20 protein-coding genes, 1 rRNA gene and 1 pseudogene are annotated in these 24,220 nt (G+C 38.0%); 4 read left to right on the forward strand and 18 right to left on the reverse strand.

All coding sequences use genetic code 11. From position 1 onward, the window contains the following. From BLR83_RS09175 to BLR83_RS09200, 6 genes are all read right to left on the reverse strand, one after another. A 16S ribosomal RNA gene (locus BLR83_RS09175) occupies positions 1–151 on the reverse strand; the annotation flags it as partial. 433 nt (positions 152–584) lie between these two features. Further along, positions 585–1,517: an ABC transporter ATP-binding protein gene (locus tag BLR83_RS09180; protein ID WP_039696037.1), complete on the reverse strand. Its 933-nt coding sequence runs from the start codon at positions 1,515–1,517 to the stop codon at positions 585–587. Continuing rightward, positions 1,510–2,562 carry an ABC transporter ATP-binding protein gene (locus tag BLR83_RS09185; RefSeq protein ID WP_074561356.1) on the reverse strand — a complete coding sequence of 351 codons (1,053 nt, stop codon included), beginning with the start codon at positions 2,560–2,562 and terminating at the stop codon, positions 1,510–1,512. Before BLR83_RS09185 ends, BLR83_RS09180 begins: the two co-directional genes overlap by 8 nt. Before the next feature lie 11 nt (positions 2,563–2,573). Then, positions 2,574–3,605, reverse strand: a complete 1,032-nt coding sequence (locus BLR83_RS09190) for an ABC transporter permease (RefSeq protein ID WP_074561357.1) — start codon at positions 3,603–3,605, stop codon at positions 2,574–2,576. Between the two features lie 11 nt (positions 3,606–3,616). Further along, positions 3,617–4,531 carry an ABC transporter permease gene (locus BLR83_RS09195; protein ID WP_006530948.1) on the reverse strand — a complete coding sequence of 305 codons (915 nt, stop codon included), beginning with the start codon at positions 4,529–4,531 and terminating at the stop codon, positions 3,617–3,619. A gap of 111 nt (positions 4,532–4,642) precedes the next feature. Beyond that, positions 4,643–6,298, reverse strand: a complete 1,656-nt coding sequence (locus BLR83_RS09200; protein ID WP_074561358.1) for a peptide ABC transporter substrate-binding protein — start codon at positions 6,296–6,298, stop codon at positions 4,643–4,645. 199 nt (positions 6,299–6,497) lie between these two features. Between BLR83_RS09200 and pbp3 the strand changes: the two genes are divergently transcribed. Beyond that, complete coding sequence (gene pbp3, locus BLR83_RS09205) at positions 6,498–7,730, forward strand: D-alanyl-D-alanine carboxypeptidase PBP3 (RefSeq protein ID WP_074561359.1); 1,233 nt, start codon at positions 6,498–6,500, stop codon at positions 7,728–7,730. 68 nt (positions 7,731–7,798) lie between these two features. Here the strand turns inward: pbp3 and sufB are convergent, their stop codons facing one another. The 9 genes and pseudogenes from sufB to BLR83_RS10115 all read right to left on the reverse strand — a co-directional run bounded on the left by sufB (position 7,799) and on the right by BLR83_RS10115 (position 17,922). After that, positions 7,799–9,217: a Fe-S cluster assembly protein SufB gene (gene sufB, locus BLR83_RS09210; RefSeq protein ID WP_074482843.1), complete on the reverse strand. Its 1,419-nt coding sequence runs from the start codon at positions 9,215–9,217 to the stop codon at positions 7,799–7,801. Positions 9,218–9,221: 4 nt separating this feature from the next. Then, positions 9,222–9,668, reverse strand: a complete 447-nt coding sequence (gene sufU, locus BLR83_RS09215; RefSeq protein ID WP_039696032.1) for a Fe-S cluster assembly sulfur transfer protein SufU — start codon at positions 9,666–9,668, stop codon at positions 9,222–9,224. Further along, positions 9,655–10,887, reverse strand: a complete 1,233-nt coding sequence (locus BLR83_RS09220) for a cysteine desulfurase (RefSeq protein ID WP_074561360.1) — start codon at positions 10,885–10,887, stop codon at positions 9,655–9,657. Before BLR83_RS09220 ends, sufU begins: the two co-directional genes overlap by 14 nt. A gap of 1 nt (position 10,888) precedes the next feature. Further along, positions 10,889–12,151 (reverse strand): Fe-S cluster assembly protein SufD, encoded by a 1,263-nt coding sequence (sufD, locus tag BLR83_RS09225; protein ID WP_074561361.1) that lies wholly within the window; start codon positions 12,149–12,151, stop codon positions 10,889–10,891. A gap of 74 nt (positions 12,152–12,225) precedes the next feature. Further along, positions 12,226–12,996 carry a Fe-S cluster assembly ATPase SufC gene (sufC, locus tag BLR83_RS09230; protein ID WP_074561362.1) on the reverse strand — a complete coding sequence of 257 codons (771 nt, stop codon included), beginning with the start codon at positions 12,994–12,996 and terminating at the stop codon, positions 12,226–12,228. Positions 12,997–13,109: 113 nt separating this feature from the next. Beyond that, a complete protein-coding gene (locus BLR83_RS09235; protein WP_074561363.1) occupies positions 13,110–14,273 on the reverse strand; it encodes a glycosyltransferase family 4 protein in 1,164 nt (387 codons plus the stop codon). A gap of 1 nt (position 14,274) precedes the next feature. Then, complete coding sequence (gene mecA, locus BLR83_RS09240) at positions 14,275–15,036, reverse strand: adaptor protein MecA (protein WP_074561364.1); 762 nt, start codon at positions 15,034–15,036, stop codon at positions 14,275–14,277. 103 nt (positions 15,037–15,139) lie between these two features. After that, positions 15,140–15,979, reverse strand: a complete 840-nt coding sequence (locus BLR83_RS09245) for an undecaprenyl-diphosphate phosphatase (RefSeq protein WP_074561365.1) — start codon at positions 15,977–15,979, stop codon at positions 15,140–15,142. 51 nt (positions 15,980–16,030) lie between these two features. After that, positions 16,031–17,922: pseudogene (locus tag BLR83_RS10115) on the reverse strand (DUF2207 family protein). A 136-nt stretch (positions 17,923–18,058) separates the two neighbouring features. Between BLR83_RS10115 and BLR83_RS09255 the strand changes: the two are divergent. From BLR83_RS09255 to BLR83_RS09850, 3 genes are all read left to right on the forward strand, one after another. Next, positions 18,059–19,630 carry an ABC transporter substrate-binding protein/permease gene (locus tag BLR83_RS09255; RefSeq protein ID WP_074561366.1) on the forward strand — a complete coding sequence of 524 codons (1,572 nt, stop codon included), beginning with the start codon at positions 18,059–18,061 and terminating at the stop codon, positions 19,628–19,630. After that, on the forward strand, positions 19,630–20,370 hold the full coding sequence (locus tag BLR83_RS09260) for an amino acid ABC transporter ATP-binding protein (RefSeq protein WP_039696023.1): 741 nt from the start codon (positions 19,630–19,632) through the stop codon (positions 20,368–20,370). Before BLR83_RS09255 ends, BLR83_RS09260 begins: the two co-directional genes overlap by 1 nt. Positions 20,371–20,524: 154 nt before the next feature. Further along, positions 20,525–20,644: a putative metal homeostasis protein gene (locus tag BLR83_RS09850; RefSeq protein ID WP_093816040.1), complete on the forward strand. Its 120-nt coding sequence runs from the start codon at positions 20,525–20,527 to the stop codon at positions 20,642–20,644. 85 nt (positions 20,645–20,729) lie between these two features. Here BLR83_RS09850 and BLR83_RS09265 read toward each other — a convergent pair whose 3' ends face one another. The 3 genes from BLR83_RS09265 to ilvC form a co-directional block, all read right to left on the reverse strand. Then, positions 20,730–21,614, reverse strand: a complete 885-nt coding sequence (locus BLR83_RS09265) for an SPFH domain-containing protein (protein ID WP_074561367.1) — start codon at positions 21,612–21,614, stop codon at positions 20,730–20,732. A 161-nt stretch (positions 21,615–21,775) separates the two neighbouring features. Continuing rightward, complete coding sequence (gene ilvA, locus BLR83_RS09270; RefSeq protein ID WP_074561368.1) at positions 21,776–23,026, reverse strand: threonine ammonia-lyase IlvA; 1,251 nt, start codon at positions 23,024–23,026, stop codon at positions 21,776–21,778. 106 nt (positions 23,027–23,132) lie between these two features. Next, positions 23,133–24,155, reverse strand: coding sequence for a ketol-acid reductoisomerase (gene ilvC, locus BLR83_RS09275; RefSeq protein ID WP_006530986.1), 1,023 nt, complete (start codon positions 24,153–24,155; stop codon positions 23,133–23,135). Positions 24,156–24,220 lie beyond the last annotated feature (65 nt).

Genomic DNA, 24,220 nt, shown 5'->3' on the forward strand with positions numbered 1-24,220 from the left:
TTATCCCCCGCTAGTAGGCAGGTTACCTACGCGTTACTCACCCGTTCGCAACTCTTCCAACTTTAGCAAGCTAAAGTCTTCAGCGTTCTACTTGCATGTATTAGGCACGCCGCCAGCGTTCGTCCTGAGCCAGGATCAAACTCTCATTTAATCTTGTTCTCATTCTGTCACTGACAGATTTATCGTTTTTTGACAGGTTACTTACGTAACCCGCACGTTTGGTTCGTATTGTTCAGTTTTCAAAGGTCTTTGTCTCACTCGAGACAACTTCTATATTCTATCAAATTTGAAACCCTTTGTCAACATCTTTTTTTAAGAAATTTTCAAGATCTTTTCAAATTTGTTACCGTCGCCCTCTCGAACAACAGCTATATTAGTATACTAAATTTACTACAGCGTGTCAACGCTTTTATGAAACTTTTTTCAGTTTTTTTCAATTTGCTATCAGAGCCCTTTAAAATCGGTTATCGCAGCAGCAAATTGACTACGTGTCTATTCTAATACTTATTCTCTTCAAAAGCAATTAAAATGACTTTTATTTGCTTTTAAACACAAAAAAGAGGGTACTATGCCCCCCTTTTTGATTATGATAATGCTTTTTTATATTCTTCAGCTTCAGCTTCTGTAGAAAGTACAAAGTGACCTGGTGTAATTTCACGCATTTCACGTTCTTGACCATCAAGTTCTGCACTTGGGTCATAAACTTGGTGCACACGTTCACGTTCAGATTCTGGATCTGGTTCTGGAATTGCAGATAACAAGCTCTTAGTGTATGGGTGGATTGGGTTATTGTAAACATCTTCAGATGTTCCAATTTCAAGCATTTTACCCCAGTGCATTACACCAATACGATCTGAAATGTATTTAACCATTGACAAATCGTGAGCGATAAAGAGATAAGTCAAGCCTTTTTCGCGTTGAAGTTTTTGCATCAAGTTAACAACTTGAGCTTGAATAGACACGTCAAGCGCAGAAATTGGTTCATCAGCAATAATGAATTTTGGTTGTACAGCAAGAGCACGTGCAATACCAATACGTTGACGTTGACCACCAGAGAATTCGTGTGGGTAACGAGTCATGTGATCTTTGTTCAAACCTACTAGAGAAAGTAATTCTTGAACTTTTTCGTCACGTTCTTCTTTACTATTAACAAGTTTGTGAATATCAAGACCTTCAGCAACGATATCACGAATTTTCATACGTCCATTAAGACTTGCTTGGGGATCTTGGAAAATCATTTGTACATTTTTACGGAACTCATGGAGTTCTTTACCTTTAAGGTTAGAAACTGTTTCGCCGTTAAAATCAATTTCCCCGCCACTAATATCGTAAAGTTTTAAGATAGCACGTCCGACAGTTGTTTTACCAGAACCTGATTCACCAACTAGACCAAAGACTTCACCTTCATAAATATCGAAGCTGACGTTGTTGATAGCTTTTACTTCGTTCTTTTTACCTTCGTTGAAAGTCAAAGAGACATTTTTAAGTTCAACAAGCTTTTTTCTATTTTCAGTCATTAAGCTTTTCTCCCTTCAAGTCTTTCCATTTTGCCCAACGTTTTTGAATTGGTAATGGTGGTGTTACTTTAGGTGCACGTTCGTCTAACAACCAAGTTGCAGCATAGTGTGTGTCACTAACTTTAAACATTGGTGGTTCTTCTTCGTAATCGATATCCAAAGCGAATTCGTTACGTGGTGCAAAAGCATCACCTTTTGGTGGGTTAAGAAGATCTGGTGGTGTACCTGGGATTGATTGTAAGCTACCAGCTTCTGTGTCAGTTGTTGGCATTGAGTTCAACAAGCCCCAAGTATATGGGTGTTGTGGGTTGTAGAAGACTTCATCTACTGTTCCATATTCGATAACCTTACCAGCGTACATAACTGCTACACGGTCAGCCATACCAGCAACGACACCAAGGTCGTGGGTGATAAAGATGATTGATGAACCACGTTCTTTTTGAATTTTCTTCATTAGACTAAGGATTTGCGCTTGAATAGTAACATCCAAGGCAGTTGTTGGTTCATCAGCAATCAAAACATCTGGGTTAGCAGCAAGTGCAATTGCAATAACTGCACGTTGGCGCATACCACCTGACCATTGGTGTGGATAATCATTGATGTGCTCTTCCGCATTTGGAATACCAACATTTTTCATCAAATCTAGTGCACGATTCCAAGCTTCTTGTTTTGAAACTTTTTCGTGAATCATAATTGGTTCAGCGATTTGTTGACCAATTTTCATTGTTGGGTCAAGACTTGTCATTGGATCTTGGAAAATCATCGCAATTTCATTTCCACGAACTTTAATCCATTCGTCTTCTTTTAATTCTGTAAGTTTTTTACCTTTAAAGTCGATGTCACCTGTAATTGTAGCATTTGAAGCAGATAGCCCCATCAAAGTTTTAGTTGTTACAGATTTACCTGATCCAGATTCACCTACGATAGCAAGTGTCTCGCCTTTTTTCAAGTCGAAGTTGACGTCACGAATGGCTTTGATTTCTCCAGCGTAGGTTTGGAAATCTACATGGAGGTTTTTAACTTGTAAAATTGTTTCTTCACTCATATTTTTTCCTCCTAACGATCACCAGATTTTGGATCAAATGCATCACGAAGACCGTCACCTAACAAGATGAAAGCAAGTGAGATTAATACCAAAGCAAGGGCTGGTAGAGTTACTTGATAAGGGTAGTATTGTAAGTATTCTTGAGCATCAGTAATCAATGAACCAAGTGATGCTGTTGGTGGTTTTACCCCAAGGTTAATAGCTGAAAGCACAGCTTCGTACATGATGGCACTTGGAACTGTCATCATGATTTGAACAATAATAATCCCTGAAATATTTGGAAGGATGTGTTTAAATGCGATTTTAGGAGCACTTTCACCCAATGAACGAGCCGCAAGAACAAACTCTTGTTCACGGTAAGAAAGTGTTAGGTTACGTACTTGACGAGCCATTGATGTCCAACCAACGATAGCAATTGAAATAATGATTGATGTGACACCATTACCAAGCAAAAGACCAAGCATTGTAACGATAACCAAGTTAGGAATTGATGAAATAACTTCGATGATACGTTGCATAACCATGTCGACACGTCCGCCAACATAACCTGAAATCAAACCATAAGTTACCCCAATCAAAAGGTCAATCAATGTTGCAACGATAGCAATAAGAAGTGAGATACGCACACCTACGATGATACGTTTTGCAACACTACGACCTAGGTTATCTGTACCAAGGATAAATTTTGTTCCTTCTGGAACACCTTGATCTGCATAAGCATCATTAGCTTCAGTGTTACCAGAATAAGTAATTTTACCATTCCAGAATGGAAGGTTATCGCTAAGTTTTGGTGGAAGGTTACGGTAAGTTGTAACTTCTTTTGTATTGAAAGCATTAGCGTCATCACGTGGAACTAAAACCACAGAAATCATTGAGAATACAAGTAGAATTCCCAAGAACCACATTGAGATAACAGCTAATTTATTTTTCTTCAAACGGCGCCATGCATCTTGCATAAAAGAAAGAGCAGGCTTTTCGATTTTTTCTTGTGAGCTGGCTGAACCAACACCAACAAGTTTAAATTCTCTTGTTTTTTCTGCCATGAATAGTCTCCTTATTGCAAGCGTACACGTGGGTCAACAATACTTGTTGCAATATCTGTTACCAAGATAGCAACCATCAACATCATTGCATAAACGATTGTTGTTCCCATAATTACTGGATAGTCTTTAGCTGGGATTGATGTTACAAATTGTTGACCAATTCCTGGAATTGAGAAAATTTGTTCAATCAAAGCTGAACCTGTTAGCAAGTTTGCTGCCATAGGACCAACCAAAGTCAAAACTGGAATCATTGAGTTACGGTACGCGTGTTTACGTGTCACTTGACGTTTGTTCAAACCTTTAGCAGTAGCTAATTGAATGTAGTCAGAACTCAATGTTTCAATCATTTGTCCACGGAAGAAACGTGTAACTTGGGCAAATACTGGAATTGCCAAGGCAATAGATGGCATAATGGTTTGTTCAAATGAACCCCAACCAGCAAGTGGGAACAAGCTCCATTTGAAACCAAGTGTTACTAATAGGAAGAGACCGATGATGAATGATGGTACTGAAATACCTAGTGTAGAGATAACACTAAGTACACCATCAATCCAGTTGTTTTTGTTACGTGCTGACGCAGCACCAACTGCTAGACCGGCAAGAAGACCAACGATTAAGGCTTGAACACCAAGTTGGATTGAAACACCCAAACGTTGTGAAATCAAACGACCAACTGGTTGGTTGATTGATTGGTAACTTGTACCAAAATCACCATGAAGAATGTTCCATAGATAAGTAAGATATTGTTGCCAAACTGGTTTATCCAAACCATATTGTTTGTTCATCAAAGCAATCATCTCATCAGTTAATTTTGGGTTATTATAAGGTGTCCCAGGCATAACTTGCATGAGGAAAAACGACAGGGTAACAACTACCCAGAGTGTTACAAGAAGAATAGCAACACGTTTAAGAATGTATTTTACCATAATATTTCCTTCTCTTATTTGCTTTTGTTGGCAGGGGAAAAGTTTTACCTGTCAACAAAAGCAAGAATTGGTCGCAACCAATTCTTGCCCATTATTCATACTTATTAAAGATTATTTGTCTTTATAGGCATATGTAAAGTCAACTTGCAAACCAGTTGAGTTACGAACAAGACCTTTGATTGATGGATTTTGAAGTGCTTTTGTGTTACGGAAGTAAAGTGGGTTGTAGTGTGCATTGTCGTAAAGTGCTTTTTCAGCAGCTTTATAATCATCTGCAGCAGCTACTGGATCCAAAGCATCTGTAGTCAATGCTTTTTGGTAGGCTGCATCGTATGTTGCATCGCTAAACTTACCGTAGTTATAGGCTGAATCAGACGTAAACAATCCATAGAATGTAGATCCTTCTGGATAGTCACCACCCCAAAGTGATAGAACAACATCAAAGTTTTGTGTTTTAGAATCTTGCAATCGTTGTTTGAATGTTACGAATTTTTCTTCTACTTTTAATCCTGGAAGAACATCTTCCCATGTTTGTTTGATGTAGTCTACTGAAGCTTTGGCAACTGGTGTGTCAGAATCAGCTGTAATTGTCAATTTAACTGATTTTTCACCGATTTCAGCAAGACCTTCTTTGAAGAGTTTTGCTGCTTGTTTTGCATCATAAGTGTAATCTTGTGATACGTATTTAGATAAATCAGTACCATCTTCTAGGGTTTCAAGTCCTGTTGGAACAAGAGCTGTTGCTGCTTTTGAACCTGTATCGATAGCTGCTTTAACAACACCTTCACGATTTGTCGCAAGGTTAAGTGCTTGACGAATCTTAGTATTAGCTAAAGCTTTTACAGAACCTGTTTCGTTGTAAACGAGGTATGCAGATGTTGCTTCTGGAGCATCCACAACATCTTTGTTGCTTTTATTTGCTTTATAAATTGCTTCTGTACCAGAGATGTTTGCTGTATCAAGCTCACCATCTTTGTACATTTGCACGGCAGTATCAGGTTTTTTAACAGCTTGAACGTTAACTTTCTTCAATTTAACGTTTTTAGCGTCCCAATAGTATTTGTTTTTCACAAGTGTGAATGAACCATTAGAACCATTCCAATTTTTAACTGTATATGGACCTGAATAAAGTGCTTTTTCAGAAGTTGTAGCGTAGTCACTTCCTGCTTTTTCCACAAAGGCTTTGTTTTGAGGAACGAAGTTAGCAAATGTCAAAAGACTCATAAATTGTGGAGATGGGCTAGATAATGTAAAGATTACTTTATTACCGTCTGCTTTAACTCCCAATTCATCAACGCTCTTAGTACCATTGATAACTTCTGCAGCATTTAAAACATGCGCATCTGATGCAAGGTAAGCATACTCTGAAGCAGTCGCTGGATCAACAATACGTTGCCATGTATAAACAAAGTCATCTGCCGTTAAATCACTACCGTCAGACCATTTAAGACCATCACGCAATGTGGCAGTGTATGTTAAACCATCTTCAGATACTTCTACTTTCTCAGCCAAGTCAGGTTTTAATTCACCGTCTTCGTTACGACGAAGTAAGTTACTACCTGAGTTACCGATAGCAATTGAAGAATAAGTATCTGTAACTTTCGAAATGTCCAAAGTGCTAATTTCAGTCGGAGTGTACCAATTAATCTCATCAGTTTTTGAAGAAGTTGATGAGCTTTTACCTCCACAAGCTGCCAAAACAGCTGTTGAGACTAAGGCTACAGCCCCAAGACCGACGCGTTTCCATGTTTTACCGTTTAGTGACATGTGACGCCCTCCTAGTTGTTCTCTCTAAATTATATTATTTGACAAATAAAATTATATCATAAAGTTTCCTTAAAGAAAATAGTTTTTTCTGAAGAGAATAGTTTTTTCTGAATTTTTTGTCAGATTTTCTGACACACTGAAAGAAAGCGATTAATATGATATAATCATATTATCTAATTTTTTAACAAAGGATGGAACAATGAAGAAAGTTTTTGCTGTTTTGGCCCTACTCTTGGCCTTCATTGGAAGTAAAGTTGCCGCGGATGACAACTTTGATGTAGCAGCTAAGCATGCTATCGCTGTTGAAGCTTCTACTGGTAAAGTATTATATGAAAAAGATGCAACTACACCTGATGGCATTGCTTCAATGACAAAAATACTAACAGTTTATTTGACTTATAAAGAAATCGACAAAGGAAATCTAAGTTGGGATACTAAAGTTCCTATTTCTGATTATGCTTATGATTTAACAGCTAATTCAGATGCTAGTAACGTTCCTATGGAAGCACGTGAATACACTGTTGAACAATTAGTTAATGCTGCCATGGTAGCCAGTGCCAATAGTGCTGCAATTGCTCTAGCAGAACAAATCGGTGGAACTGAAAGTAAGTTTGTTGATATGATGCAAGCTCAACTCCAAGAATGGGGAATTACCGATGCTAAATTGGTTAATGCTTCAGGTCTTAACAATAGTTATCTAGGTGATAACATTTACCCAGGTTCTAGTTCAACTGATGAAAATACTCTAAGTGCTCGTGATGTTGCCATCATTGCCCAACACTTAATCACTGAGTACCCTGATGTTCTTAAAATCACTAACCAAGCAACTGCTGACTTTGATGGTTCTACAATGAACACTTACAACTACATGCTCAAAGGAATGCCTTACGAACGTGATGGGGTTGACGGTTTAAAAACTGGTACAACTGAACTTGCTGGTGCTTCATTTGTTGCGACTTCTACAGAAAACGGCATGCGCATTATTTCCGTTGTCATGAATGCCGATGGATGGCAAGAAAATGAATTTGCTCGTTTTGAAGCTACTAATGCACTTCTTGATTACGTTAAATCAAATTACGAAATGACAACTCTTGTTGATGCTGGCGAATCAACTAAAAACAGCAAAGCAAAAGTCAACGATGGTAAAGAAAAAACTGTCCCTGCAGTTGCTTCGCAAGAATTAAAAGTTGTCCATCGTATTGGTACTGATACTTCAGTAAAATTCTCAACAAAAGCAAAAGGTTACGAAGCTACTATTAACAAAGGTGATAAAGTCGGTTCTTTCATTTATGATGATAAACAAATCGTCGGAACTGGCTATCTAGACTCTAAACCAAGCGTACCAGCACTTGCTAAGAAAGAGGTAAAAAAAAGCATTTTTCTTAAAGTCTGGTGGAACCACTTCGTCACTTACGTTAACGAAAAACTATAAAAACTACCATTACTTTTCCTATTATATATAGAAAAAAGAGACAAGTTTAAAAACTTGTCTCTTTTAAGTTATCCAACAGAACCTTCCATTTCGTAACTAATCAAACGATTAAGTTCAACAGCATATTCCATTGGGAGTTCTTTTGTAAATGGTTCTACAAATCCCATGACAATCATCTCTGTTGCTTCTTGTTCAGAAAGACCACGACTCATGAGATAGTAAAGTTGTTCTTCTGAGATTTTTGAAACTTTCGCCTCATGTTCAAGAGCAACTTGTGAATTGTGAATTTCGTTAAATGGAATGGTATCTGAACTTGAAATATCATCCATCAAAATCGTATCACATTCAATGTGACTCACTGATTTTTTAGAATTTTTATTAAAAGTCACTTGACCACGATAGTCAACTTTTCCGCCACCTTTAGCAATTGATTTTGAAACAATTGATGATGAGGTATGCGGTGCGTTATGAATCATCTTAGCACCAGTATCTTGGTGTTGACCTTTATTAGCAAAGGCAATTGAGAGCATTGTCCCACGCGCACCTTCGCCATCAAGATAAACAGAAGGATACTTCATTGTTGTTTTGGCACCGAGGTTACCATCAATCCATTCCACTGTAGCATTTTTCTTAGCTGTAGCACGTTTGGTTACCAAGTTATAGACATTATCTGACCAGTTCTGAATAGTAGAATAACGCATATAACTACCTTCAAGAGCAAAAATCTCAACAATAGCTGCGTGAAGACTTGCTGATGAATAGTTTGGTGCGGTACAACCTTCTACATAGTGAACGCTTGCCCCTTCATCAACAATAATCAAAGTACGTTCAAATTGTCCCATCGCTTCGTTGTTGATACGGAAATAAGTTTGCAAAGGAATATCAACTTTGACACCTTTTGGGACGTAAATGAAGGTACCACCTGACCAGAAAGCTGAGTTTAAAGCAGCTAATTTGTTATCCGTTGGTGGGACTAATTTAGAGAAATATTTTTTGAAAAGCTCTGGGTATTCTTTTAATGCAGAGTCTGTATCGGTAAATACAATTCCTAGCTTGTCATACTCATCTTTCATGTTGTGGTAAACCACTTCAGATTCATACTGAGCTGAAGCACCAGCGAGATAAGCTCGTTCGGCTTCTGGAATCCCAATACGTTCAAAAGTTTCTTTGATTTTATCTGGAACATCATCCCATGAGCGGGCAGGTTTATCAGATGCTTTTTGATAGTAAGTAATCTCATCAAAATCAATATCCGACAAATCTGGTCCCCAATCTTGCATTGGCATTTTGTTAAAAATTTCCAATGATTTCAAGCGAAATTCCAGCATCCATTCTGGCTCACCTTTTTCAGCAGATAATTCACGAACTACGTCTTCGCTAATTCCTTTTCCTGTTGAAAAAACTGGTGTCACATCATCGTGAAAGCCATATTGATATTCACCAATATCAATTGGTTTTGGTGTTACTTTTTCGTTTTTTTCAGGCATCTAATTACCTTTCTGTATTTTTACTATCATTTTCAATAGCTTTTTTTAGGGCATTCCATGCAAGAGTTGAACATTTAATACGTTGTGGGAATTTTGAAACTCCTGCCAAGAAACTTGCCTCACCGAGTCTTTTTTGGGCGTCGTCTTTTTCACCTTGAACCATTTTTGAAAAAATCTCAGCCAGTTCAAGTGCCTCTTCTTTCGTTTTGCCAACAACAGCATCAGTCATCATGCTTGATGAAGCTGTAGAGATTGTACAACCGTCACCAGCAAAAGCGATATCAGAAATGCGATCACCATCAAATTTCACTGATAATGAAATCACATCACCACAAGTTGGATTATTAAGATTAACTTGATCAACATCTTCTAATTTTCCATGATGGTGAGGATTTTTTGAGTGATCTGAAACAACTGCCATATAAAGACTATCTAATCTAGAAAGTGCCATTGAAAAACTCCTTTGTTTTAAGAATTGCTTCTATTAGTTTATCACAATCTTCTTTCGTATTATAGATATAAAAACTTGCGCGCACTGCCGAATGAATTCCTAAGTAATGAAGTAGAGGTTGTGCACAGTGATGTCCTGCTCGAACAGCAACACCTTCATAATCAAGAGCTGTCGCTACATCATGTGGGTGCAATCCATCAATATTAAATGAAATGACTCCTATGTGCTGACTAGGGTCTTGTGGACCGTAAACTGTTACTCCTTCGATGGCTTGTAGTTTAGGTAAAACATAGTCAACCAGTTCTTGCTCATGCGCATGAACATTATCTAAACCAAGATCATTCAAATACTCAATAGCCGCCCCTAAAGCAATAGCGCCAGCAATATTTGGTGTCCCAGCCTCAAATTTCCAAGGTAATTCTGTCCATGTCGCTTCTTGTTCGTAAACGAAGTCGATCATTTCCCCACCAAATTCAACTGGTGACATTTGATTGAGCAATTCTTCTTTACCATAAAGCACACCAATGCCTGTTGGTCCAAGCATTTTATGCCCTGAGAAAGCAAAGAAATCACACTCCAAATCTTGAACATCAATTGTCATATGAGGAGCTGACTGCGCACCGTCAACAACCATGTAAGCACCCACTTCATGAGCTAATTTGGCAATTTCTTTAACAGGTTGCACTGAGCCTAGAACATTTGAAACATGAGCAATGCTTACAAATTTTGTTTTGCTTGAAAGTTTGCTACGCAAGTCTTTCATATCCAGCTGGCCATCTTTTAAATAAACGTAAACCAGTTTTGCTCCAGTCTTATGACAAACTTGTTGCCAAGGAACAACATTAGCGTGATGTTCTAAAACTGAAATAAGCACTTCATCATCTTTTTGGAGGACTTCTTGGGCAAACTGTGCAACCCAATTAAGACCTGTCGTTGTTCCACGTGTGAACAAGACTTCTTTTGTTGACTTAGCATTAATGAATTGACGTGCTGTTTCACGACTCGCTTCATAAGCAGCCGTTGCACGTTCAGCAAGGGTATGAACACCGCGGTGCACATTGGCGTTGATAGTATGATAATACCGATTGAGCGCATCAAGTACTTTTTGTGGTTTCTGAGTTGTTGCCGCATTGTCTAGATAAACCAAAGGTTCATCATTAACAACTTGGTCAAGGATGCAAAAGTCTTGAGCGATTTTATGAGCGTCTAATTTTACCATATTAGCGTTGCTCCAACTTGCTGTCAAGCACAGCAATCATTTCGTCACGTACTTCTTTGACAGGAATTTCAGTGATAACAGTCCCTAAGAAACCACGAATAACTAGGCGTTCTGCTGTTTCCTTGTCAATACCACGACTCATGAGATAATACATATCTTCGGGGTCAACTTGTCCGATTGAAGCGGCGTGTCCAGCTGTCACATCATTTTCATCAATCAATAGGATTGGGTTGGCATCTGAACGAGCTTTATCTGAGAGCATCAGAACACGACTTTCTTGTTGAGCGTCTGCTCCCTTGGCACCTTTTACAATGTGACCAACACCATTAAAAGTCAAAGTTCCGCGTTCAAGAATGACACCGTGTTGTAAAATGTGTCCAACTGAATGGCAACCGTAGTTCGTCACGCGCGTATCCACACCCTGAACTTGACGACCAGATGAAGCGGCAACCACTTTAAGATTAGCTTGGCTACCATCTCCGTACAAATCTGAATCAAAATCAGCAATCACATTACCTTCATTCATGATGCCGATTGCCCAGTCCACCACAGCATCTTTACCATGACGGGCACGACGACTAATATAAGTTGTCACATTATTTCCAAGACGGTCGATAGCAGAAAACTTCACTTGACTGCCATCTAAAGCAATAACTTCAACAGAAATATTTGCTGTTGCTTTAGCATCGCCTTCACCGATTGATTCAAAACGTTCTAGATAGCTGATATGACTATTTTTTCCTACAATAATAAGGACGTGTTTATTAAATGGAACATCACTAGCCTTATCTTGGAAAAAGAGACCTTCGATTGGCTCTTCAATATCCACATTATCTGGAACATAAAGCACAGCAGCACTATTAAAGTAAGCGGTATGATAAGCAGCTAACTTGTCTTCCAAGTCACCACGCGCTTTACCAAAATATTTTTCAATCACTTCTGGAATTTCTTCCAAAGCGCTGTAAAAATCTGTAAAAATAACACCTTTTGACATCAAGTCAACAGGTAATTGTTCAAGGACGGTTTGTGTTCCAACCTGAACAAGTTTTGGATTATCTCCAAGTGCTGTAAAATCAGGGACATTAGCCAAAGCTACATCCTCTGAAATACTTCCATCTCCCAAATTCCAACGGTGAAATTTTACACGGTTGACTTCTGGTAATGGCAATTTATCTATATGATCAAAAGCAGCTAAGCGTCGCTCTTGCAACCACAAAGGTTCTGCTTTTGCTTGTGAAAAATTTAAAACTGATTCTTTCGTCATAATTTGATGTTTACTCCTTTTTATATCCTACATACGAGTAGCGTCTACTATAATAGTAGACTTGACATCATCAATTACACTTCTTCTTCGTATTTAATTCCAAGTTCTTCGGCAATTTTCGCATAACCTTCTTTTTCAAGACGAGCAGCAAGTTCTGCACCACCTGTAAGGACAACACGACCATCCATCATAATATGAACAACATCTGGTGTGATGTAGTTAAGAAGTCGTTGATAGTGAGTGATAATCATTGCTCCAAAGTCTTTTCCACGCATAGCGTTAACACCTTTTGAAACAACTTTCAAAGCATCGATATCAAGACCTGAATCGATCTCATCAAGAAGAGCGAATTTGGGTTCAAGCATCAATAATTGAAGAATTTCATTACGTTTTTTCTCACCACCTGAGAAACCTTCGTTAAGGTAACGTTCTGCCATTTCTTCTTTCATGCCAAGAAATTCCATCTTTTCATCCAATTTTGTGATGAAATCCATGACAGAAATTTTTTCGTCATCTTCTTTTCCAGCATTCATTGCTGCACGAATAAATTCAGCATTTGTAATACCAGGAATTTCAGATGGGTATTGCATGGCAAGGAATAAACCAAGGCGAGCTCGTTCATCGACTTCAAGGTCAAGAATATTCTCACCATCTAGCAAAATTTCACCCTGAGTAACCTCGTAATTTGGATTACCCATGATAGCAGCTGAAAGCGTTGATTTACCAGTTCCGTTAGGACCCATAATCGCAGCAATCTCTCCAGTCTTAAGGGTTAAATTGACACCCTTAAGAATTTCTTTATCTTCAATTGAAACATGAAGATCTTTTATTTCAAGTACAGACATGTGTACGTTCCTCCAATTTATCAAATGCGGCAGTAACTTTTTTCTGAAAATTACCGCAGTTCTATAGGGTTACTAATCATTATATCAAAAAAAAGCCATAATAGGCTTTCCATTTACTTATTATTTTTGCGATTTTTCCATTTTAACATTGTCGCTTGGCGATAATCGCTATTTCCGATAAATTTAAGGGTATCGAAAAGTGGTGTTCGACCAACGCCCCAAATTTCAAGTCCTTCAATAAAGACTTCTAAGGCAAAGGCTAAACCAATCATCAAAAGGACACCACCCAAACGACTTGAAACATTTAGCAAGAGTGCGATAAGTGAGAAAAGAATCGCAATGCCATAAACAACCAAAACGGCTCCACGGTGTGTGAATCCCATAGCTAACAAACGGTGATGCAAATGCATCTTGTCTGCTTCTGTCGCTGGACGTCCTGACAATTTACGTCGAATAATCGCAACAGTTGTATCCAAAATCGGAACACCAAGAATAATAACAGGTGTCACCACCGCAACAGCAGTCGAATTTTTCAACCCTTGAAGAGATAGCACACCAATCATAAATCCTATGAAAAGAGCTCCGGTATCTCCCAAGTATATAATAGCTGGATTGTAATTATAAGGGAAAAATCCTGCAATACAAGCAATCAATAATAAGATTGTCAAAGTCAAGTAAAAGTCGGTCTGTGGCAAGAAGAAATAAGATACCAAAGCCATTGTAATCAGGCTAATGATAGAAACACCGCTCACCAGACCATCTAAACCATCAATCAAATTCATGGCGTTTGTAATTGAAATAATCCAAAAGACCGTCAAAAAGAAAGTGACTACTGAATTGAATTGCAATAACGGTCCGCCAAAAGGAATTTTAAAACTATCAAAACGGAAATCCGTAAAGGCCCAAACAATAACAGCTCCTAAAATAATTCCTGCCATTTTTGTTTTTGGCTTCAATTCGTAAATATCATCGATAAAACCAGTCGCCGTAATGATAAATCCACCAATAACAACTGGCAAAATATAATCAAAATAAGAAATTGTCCAAATCGGTTGTTTCAAAACCATTGGCATGAAAATTAAAGATGACATCAAAAAGGCTAAGAAAATCGCCAAACCACCACTACTTGGCATTGGGACTTCATTAACACGACGAGCATTTGGATTGTCAACGGCACCAACACGAAAAGCAATAAAACGAACAATTGGCGTCAAGAAAAGCGATAATAAAAATGCGCCAATTAAAACTAAAACATATTCAATTGTAAAGGGTGCCATACTATACCAACTCAATCATTTTTAATTTTTCGACGGCATCATCCGTCAATAACTCAACTGCATGTTCTTGTAAATAAGCACGCGTTTTTGTACCAGCGCCAGCGTATTCTAACATACGGGCATACATCAAATTTGCATAATAAGATGGGTGATTTTGCAAATCAATGAGAACTGTCATGTAGTAAGCCCCATCCATCTTATAAAGCTCAGACGCTTCAACTGGAAAATCAATAGCCTTAGCAAAAGCAACAGTAGCTTCTAAACTTGGAAAATCTAAGACATAGTGAACATAATCTGATGGATTCACATCTTCTTCTGGCTCAGGTTCAGCTTGTTGGGCATGTTCTGTCAGAACATCCTCAACAGCACCTTCCATCATTTCTTCAATCTTACCTAATTTTTCGTGAGCTTCTGTATCACCTTTAGACAACATTGTCTGCTCCAAGGTTTTGAAGAACTCCTCAGGTGACATGTTTGATACATCATCAAATGCTGCTAAGTCTTCAAAGTTAATATCTTTATTAATTTCAGATTTTGTGACAAAGACATCAATGCGATCTTTACGCGGTGTCACACGGAAACTAAGCATCCCACTGTCTTTGAAATTATCTGGTAAATCCAATTCATCCATTACTGAATAGAAGAACTCTTCTGTCTTTTCTTGTGGAATCAAGAAGTCTTTCAATTCCATTCCACGTTCTTCTAAATCTTCCATACTAATCGTTATTTTTAGCGTTGTCTCGCTAATCTGTTTCATTTCCATACTATATACCTCGCACGAGTAGTCATTTTATTATACAAGAAAAGTCTTGTTTTTTCAATTTTTACGTCACAAAAAGCAGCCCTGACAAGGGCTGCTGGCTTTTTTAAAAGATAAATTTGACAATGCTATATAGAATAAGAATTGTTCCCAAAACGATACGATACTTACCAAAAATAGTGAAATCGTGTTTCTTAACATAATCAGTCAAGAAGCGGATAACGTATAGACTGACAAGGAAAGCAGTAACGCTTGCCACCATCAAAATCAAGAATTGGCTAAAGTTTAGAACATTTCCATCTAAGAAGAACTTAACAGCTTTCAAACCACTGTAACCAAACATAGTTGGAATGGCAAGGAAGAAAGTGAAGTCAGCTGCAACTGAACGACTTGTCCCTACAATGATAGCTCCGAGAATGGTTGCACCTGAGCGGCTTGTTCCTGGAACAATACTTAGGACTTGGAAGCATCCAATCCAAAAGGCTGTCAAGTAAGGCATACGAGCAAGGTCAGTCACCTCAGGCTCAATATCAGCATTTCGTTTTTCAATCCAGATAAATGCAATCCCGTAAACAATTAAGGCAATCGCGATTGGAATCATGTAGTTGAAATGTGCTTCAAACCAATCATCAAAAGGTACTGCAATTAAAATTGATGGAATACATGCAATAACAACTTTTAACCATAGCTGCCATGTCAACTGAACTTCACGCGCTGTTTTTCCTGGCTGAAATGGATTCAAACGTTTAAAGTAAATCACAATAACCGCTAGGATAGCTCCCAATTGAATGACAATGTTAAACATGTCCAAAAACGCTTTATCTTGATTCAATTTAATAAATTCTTGAACCAAAATCAGGTGTCCTGTACTTGAAACAGGTAACCACTCTGTAATTCCCTCAACTACCCCTAAAAAGATAGCCTTAAGTAGTTCGAAAAATAACATAAGCTCTCCTTAATTTAATATCCCCTCAATTATAGCAGATTTGGAAGCATTTTAAAATGCTCCGCCGCCTCCGCCTCCGCCTCCACCGGAGAATCCACCACTAGAGCCTGAACTACCAGATGATACAGAGAAATGCGCAGCTGAATCAGCACTTTGACTAGCCATTCCCAAACGATGGGTTTGCATACCAATAAGGTAGCCAATTTCAGGATTCATCATAAAGTCTGATTCGCTAGCAAGTTTAATGTTATGAATTTTAAGGAATTTTTGAACTTGTTTGGCATAACCGAACAGAGTCGCATAAACCAAAATACGATTCCAGACAACAACACCTTGCCAATCAACCTTATCAAATTTGTTAATGTCTCGCATCATGTTAGTAAAACTAACCCAAGCTTGAATACGTTGTTGACCTTCAGCAGTTATCATGCCATGCACCTTGTAATAATGAGATTTAACCATGATAACGACCAAACTCAAAATAACCAAAGCTAACAAAAGACCATAAGCAAGAAAGACCAGATTTAGATTAAACAAAAGATAGATTAAACCAATACCAAGAGGTATTAACGTAAGGAATAGGAGACCTTTTGCATATTCAAATTTCTTAGCGATACCATCGCTTAAATTCTCACGAATTGCTGGCAGAGCTTTTTTCGAAATTTCTTGATCTACTAAGTCAGTAATTTGTTCAAGTTTAGCAAGATAGCGATCATTGAATGCTTCGCCGAGGCTGTTTAATTTCGTTTCTAACGTATGGCCTTTGTATTTCTTCTTATAACTGCCACAAGATCGTCATCAAAGCGGTAATCCGCAAACAAGTCTGCGATTTTAATGGTTGTTTTACCACCAAATGCCATATCAAGCACTTCTGCTTCATAGCTAGTCATTGGCTTATCTAGATGACAAGTCAATTCTTCATCATTTGCAGCAATCACATGGCGATCAATCAGATCAAGCAAGGTCGCCTGCATGGCAGTTTCAAATTTAAATTTTTGTGAAATTGGGCTACCTTTTGTATCTGTATCTTGCAAATCAACATCATAGATATACTGCATAATTAGCAAAGGTGACCAATCTTCTGGCGCTTCATAAAAACGGCTATCACGACTAAATTTTTCGTATTTTTTAGCCAGTTGTTTACCTGTAATAAAGAAAATCCAAGCCAAAATCATTAAAACAATAACAAGAGCTGGCACAAGATAGAACAAAAGTACTTTGAGCAGCTGACTTCTACGAGCAATTTTAGCTTCTTGCTTGATAATAGCTGCCTTGCGTTTACTTGTGATGGTTGTAGGATTTGTCAAAATAGCTTTATCCCAGTAAGCATGCAACTCCAACTTCCCATCAACATTATCAGCAGTGATGCGATAGCCATTAGGTAACTTTTCAACATTGGTTGATTTTAAATAACCTCTGTGAGCCCAAAGCTTACGGTTAGCAGTTGTCTTATCCGTTAAAACGGTAAACGAAACATGTTGTAATGTTTCATCCCAGTCACTAATCGGTACCCAATTAAGTTCTGCGACATCTTGGTAAGGGAATAGTAAATGTGACAGTTTCCAGTGTAGTTTAACAGTCACAATATCTCCGCTGGAACCAGAATTATAGATTTTCACTTGGTAACCATCACCAAGGTCATTTATCACAGTCCTAACCGTTCGACTCACACCATTAACTTCAGCCGAAACTTTTGGCTGATTATTAACCGAAAAACCTTCTGGCATGTGACCAGCTTCTCCCAAAGTCACCATTTGCCCATTATACGAAGAATCAAAGCGATAAGTGATTGTCTGAGAAAAATCAGCAGTGTTATCTTCAAAAATCGCTAAAACACCATCGTAATCGAGGATACTGTAGTCAACATCACTATCCGCAAAAACCGGAACCGATAATCCTAAAACAGCAATGATTGCTAGTAAAAATATTCTTAAATTTTTCATGATCTCCTACTCCTTTCTTATACCCCTATTTTATCATAATATATTGTATAAATATTCTATTTTTGGGCCTATCATGTTGAAATCAGACCCTATTTCCTGTAAAATAGTAAGGTACAAGAATAGACAGGAGTCTTAAATGAAAAAGTTACTTTTAAGTTGTTTTGCAGCCCTTCTTCTTCTCTTTGGAGGAATGACTAGCGCAAACGCTGACGAATATCTTCGTGTCGGTATGGAAGCAGCCTATGCACCATTTAACTGGACACAAGATGATGATTCTAATGGAGCTGTTCCTATCGAAGGAACTAGCCAGTACGCTAACGGATATGATGTCCAAATAGCTAAGAAAATAGCAGATAGCTTAGGCAAGGAACTCCTCGTTGTCAAAACTACTTGGACAGGATTAATTCCAGCACTTACTTCCGGAAAGATTGACATGATTGCTGCCGGAATGAGTCCTACCGCTGAACGTAAGAAAGAAATTGCATTCTCAGATAGTTACTATACAAGCTACCCAGTTATCGTTGTTTCTAAAAAAGGTGACTTTGCACAAGCTACATCACTTAAAGATTTTGCTGGTGCAAAATTAACATCTCAACAAGGTGTCTACCTTTACAACTTGATTGACCAAATCAAAGATGTTTCAAAAGAAACTGCTATGGGTGACTTCAACCAAATGCGTCAAGCACTTGAATCTGGTATTATTGATGGTTATGTTTCTGAACGTCCTGACGCTATCTCTGCTGAAAATGCAAATAGCGACTTCAAGATGATTGCTTTTGAAGATGGCAAAGGGTTTGCGACATCTAAAGCAGACACAGCCATTGCCGTTGGTCTTCGTAAAGATGACACTGACACACTTGCTAAAGTAAATGCCGTTTTAGCTAGCATCTCTGATGATGACCGTTTGCAACTCATGGATGACATGATTGAAAAACAACCAGCTGACAAGTCTGAAAAAAATCAAAAGAGTAATTTCTTCACTGATATGTGGGGAATCTTCGAGAAAAACTGGAACCAATTCCTACGTGGTGCAGGAGTTACACTTCTCATCTCTATCATCGGTACAGTTGTTGGTCTCTTTATCGGTCTTTTGATTGGTGTTTACCGTACAGCTCCAAAAGCTGCTAATAAATTCCTTGCTGGCCTTCAAAAAGTATTTGGTTGGTTGCTTAGCGTTTATATCGAAATCTTCCGTGGTACTCCGATGATCGTACAAGCAATGGTTATCTACTACGGTACTGCTCAAGCCTTTGGTATTTCAATCGACCGTACTCTTGCAGCCATCTTTATTGTTTCAATCAATACTGGTGCTTACATGAGTGAAATCGTTCGTGGTGGTATCTTCGCTGTTGACAAAGGTCAGTTCGAAGCTGCTACAGCACTTGGATTTACACACGGTCAAACAATGCGCAAAATCGTTCTTCCACAAGTTGTCCGCAACATCTTGCCAGCAACTGGTAACGAATTTGTCATCAACATCAAAGATACTTCAGTATTGAATGTTATCTCAGTTGTCGAACTTTACTTCTCAGGTAATACCGTTGCAACTCAAACATATCAATACTTCCAAACATTCACAATTATCGCTATTATCTACTTTGTTCTCACCTTTACAGTGACACGCATCTTACGCTTTATCGAACGTCGTTTCGATGCGGACACTTACACAACTGGTGCTAACCAAAACCAAACGAAAGAGGTGAAATAATGTCTCAACCTATTATTGAAATTAAACACCTTAAAAAATCTTACGGACAAAATGAGGTCCTAAAAGATATTTCACTTTCTGTAAATAAAGGTGAAGTTATTTCTATCATTGGTTCATCAGGTTCAGGAAAATCAACATTCCTCCGCTCTATCAATCTTTTGGAGGATCCAACTGCTGGAGAAATCCTTTTCCACGGACAAAACGTTCTTGAAAAAGATTATAACTTGACAGAATACCGTGAAAAACTCGGAATGGTTTTCCAATCATTCAACCTATTTGAAAACTTAAACGTTCTTGAAAATGCCATTGTTGCTCAAACAACTGTTTTGAAACGTTCTCGCAGCGAAGCTGAAAAAATCGCTAAAGAAAACCTTACAAAAGTTGGCATGACTGAGCAATACTGGAAAGCTAAACCAAAACAACTTTCTGGTGGTCAAAAACAACGTGTGGCTATCGCACGCGCCTTGTCTGTTAACCCAGAAGCAATGCTCTTTGACGAACCAACTTCTGCTCTTGACCCAGAAATGGTTGGTGAAGTTCTTAAAACAATGCAAGAACTCGCTAAATCAGGTTTAACAATGATTATCGTCACTCACGAAATGGAATTCGCTAGAGATGTTTCAGACCGTGTCATCTTCATGGATAAAGGTGTTATCGCTGAAGAAGGTACACCTGAACAAATCTTCGAACACCCACAACAAGAACGTACAAAAGAGTTCTTACAACGTTTCTTGAAATAATCACTCAAAACAACCTTTCCTTTTTTGGAAGGTTGTTTTTTTGTGCCAAAATACTAATTTTAAGCTAAATTACAGCAAATGCTTTACCAGTTAAGTATTTTGTGCTATACTACTTCATGTTAACGTTAATAAATCTATATTTAAGGAGGTTGGTATGGCTGAAAAAAATGATTTAGCATCTGCGTATCGCAGACTTAAAAGTCCCAATATCAAAACACGGAAACGTGCTCTGAAAATAATCCATGAATATAAACGGTATAAAAGAAACATGTAACTCCTATTTCAATCCCTAACAAAATGCCAGACAAAAAGTCCCTATTGCAATTCCTTCCGTCTGCAATAGGGACTTTTTTTATTAATTATTTTGCTTTCAATGATGACAAAATTTGTGTGCGAATATCTTCAATACCTTCTGGATGATTTGGTAAGAACAATGTTTGATTGCCTTTAGCCGCAAAAGTATTTAAGGTATCAAGATATTGGTTAGTTAATAGAATAGACATGATTTGTTCTTCAGTCATGCCAACATTGGCATCTTTTAATTCTTGAATTGACTCAGCTAGACCATCGACAATCGCTTTACGTTGTTGAGCAATACCGACACCATGAAGACGATCTTTTTCAGCTTCAGCTTCTGCAGCTGTTACAATTTTAATTTTATCCGCATTAGCCAACTCTTGAGCAGCTACACGTTTACGTTGCGCAGCATTGATTTCATTCATTGATTGTTTAACTTCAGCATCCGGCTCAACTTTAGTAATCAATGTTTTAACAATAATGTAGCCGTAAGTTGACATTTCTTCAGCCACTTGATGTTGCACTTCAAGAGCAATTTCATCTTTTTTCTCAAATAATTCATCCAAAGTCAATTTAGGAACAGATGAACGAAGAGCATCTTCAATGTATGATTTGATTTGAGCTTCAGGACGCATGAGTTTGTAATAAGCATCTGTCACATTTTGTTCATTCACACGGTATTGTGTGGCAACATTCAAAGTCACAAAAACATTGTCTTTAGTCTTTGTTTCCACAACAATTTCAGATTGCAACAAACGTAATTGAATTCGCGCAGCAATTTTATCAATACCAAATGGCAATCGAACATGAATCCCACTACCAGATGTTGTTTGATACTTCCCAAAACGTTCAATAATAACAACCGTTTGTTGACGTACCACGTAAAGTGTACTAGCAATAACACCCAAAATAAGTAAGGCAATAATTGCCAAAAGAACTAAAAACATAAAAATCTCCTTTTGTACTTAAAACTTAATACAATTATATTTTATTTCTTTAAAAAGTCAAGTAAAAATAAAGCAAAAACCTAGTCAAACTGTAAGGTTCAACTAGGCTTGCTTGTCAATATAATAATAATTTTAAGAGAGAACAGAAGTTTACTTTAGCATCAAACTAATAGATTATAGAGGCTTTCATTCCCGTGTAAATTGATGTATGAAGGATCAAAACCAGACAAACGATCGATAAAATCATTGTAGTCATTTTTATCACCTAGTGTAATACCGATGAGAACAGGGCCTGTGCCTTTATTCGCACGTTTAATGTATTCAAAACGTGTAATGTCATCGTTTGGACCAAGAATGTTGTTGACAAATTCACGTAGGGCACCTGGACGTTGTGGGAAGTTAACCACAAAATAATGTTTCACTCCATCATAGATAAGGGCACGTTCTTCCATCTCTTGCATACGATTGATATCATTATTACCACCAGAAATGATACAAACGACCGTCTTCCCTTTAATCTCATCTTTCATCACTTCAAGAGCTGCAATTGAAGAAGCTCCCGCAGGCTCAGCAATAATCCCTTGTTTTGAATACATGTCGATAAGTGTTTCAGAAATCAAGCCTTCATCAACACCAACTAATTTATCCACATGTTTACGAGCAACTTCAAAGGTTTTTTCACCGACTTTTTGAACAGCAATCCCATCAGCGAATTTATCTATTTCTTCCAATTTAACAGGATGACCTTTGTCAAAAGCAGCACGCATGCTACGAGCACCTGAGGCTTCGACACCAACTACTTGGATTTCTGGAGCTACATCCTTAATGTATGTGGCAACACCAGCAATCAAACCACCACCCCCAACAGGGACAAAGATTTGATCAAATGTCACGCCTTCTTCTTGAGCTTGTTCATAAATCTCGTAAGCAACCGTTCCTTGACCAGCCTGCACATTTTCATCATCAAATGGATCGATAAAAGTCATTCCTTCTGATTTTGTAAAATCTTGTGCTGCTTGAGCTGATGCATCAAAAGTATCTCCAACAAGCTTAATGGTCACATAAGGACCACCAAAAAATCTCACTTGCCCAATTTTTTGTTGCGGAGTTGTTACTGGCATAAAAATTGTTGCTGGAATCTTCATTTCATGACAAGTAAAGGCAACACCTTGAGCGTGGTTACCAGCTGAAGCACATACAACACCGCGTTTTTTTTCATCCTCTGATAATTGATGAATAGCATAGTAGGCTCCACGAATTTTGAAAGAACGAACCTTCTGCATGTTTTCACGTTTAAGATAAACAGTTGCACCATATTTTTCCGACAAATAGCGGTCAAAATCTAGGGGTGTACGCTCAACAACATCTTTCAAGACGTCGTAGGCGTCAACAACATCCTTAGCTAAGATCATAAACTACCTCTTCTAATATCTAAATATTTTATATGACAAATTGCTGATTAATAGATAAAAAACCGATGACAAACATCGGCCTTTTATAAGTGGATTTCTTCAAAAATTAGTTATAAATTTTGAATGCATCGTCATCGTTTTGGTTAACAAAAGGCATTGCTTTACGAAGTTCAGCACCCACTTTTTCAATTTCAAGAGCTGCTGCTTCTTTACGGTATGCTTCAAGTTTTGGACGACCTGCTTGGTAGTCGTTAACAAAGTCTTCAGCGAATTTACCTGATTGGATATCAGCAAGAACAGCTTTCATGTTTTCTTTAACATCTTTAGTGATAACGCGTGGTCCAGATACGTAGTCACCAAATTCAGCTGTATTTGAAATTGATTGACGCATTTTCTTGAATCCACCTTCGTAGATAAGGTCAACGATAAGTTTCATTTCGTGAAGAACTTCAAAGTAAGCCAATTCTGGAGCATAACCTGCTTCAGTAAGAACTTCAAAACCAGCTTCGATAAGAGCAGTTAAACCACCACAAAGTACTGCTTGTTCACCAAAGAGGTCTTCTTCAGTTTCTTCTTTAAATGTTGTTTCAAGAAGTCCAACACGTGCAGCACCGATACCTTTAGACCAATCCATTGCGATGTCTTTAGCATTACCAGTAGCATCTTGGTAAACAGCGTAAAGTGCTGGTACACCAAATCCTTCTGTGTAAGTACGACGAACAAGGTGACCTGGTCCTTTAGGAGCACACATGAAGACATCTACTGTTTCTGGAGCTTTAATGTATCCAAAACGGATATTGAAACCATGTGCAAATCCAAGAGCGTTACCAGCTTCAAGGTTTGGAGCGATTTCTTCAGCATAAAGTTTAGCTTGGATTTCATCAGGAGCCAATACCATGATAACATCAGCAAGTTTTGTTGCTTCTGCTACTTCATAAGTATCAAATCCATCTTCTTTTGCTTTATCGAATGATTTACCATGGCGAACCCCAATGATAACATCGTGACCTGAGTCACGCAAGTTTTGAGCATGAGCATGACCTTGTGATCCATAACCAATAACGGCAATTTTTTTACCATCAAGAGCTGCTACTTTTACGTCTTTTTCGTATTCCATTGTTACTGCCATAATAAATATCTCTTTTCTATTTTTATTTTAACTGCCTGGCCAGGCAACTGTTAACTAAATTAATT

Source organism: Streptococcus equinus (assembly GCF_900101445.1).
Taxonomy (GTDB): Bacteria; Bacillota; Bacilli; order Lactobacillales; family Streptococcaceae; genus Streptococcus; species Streptococcus equinus_B.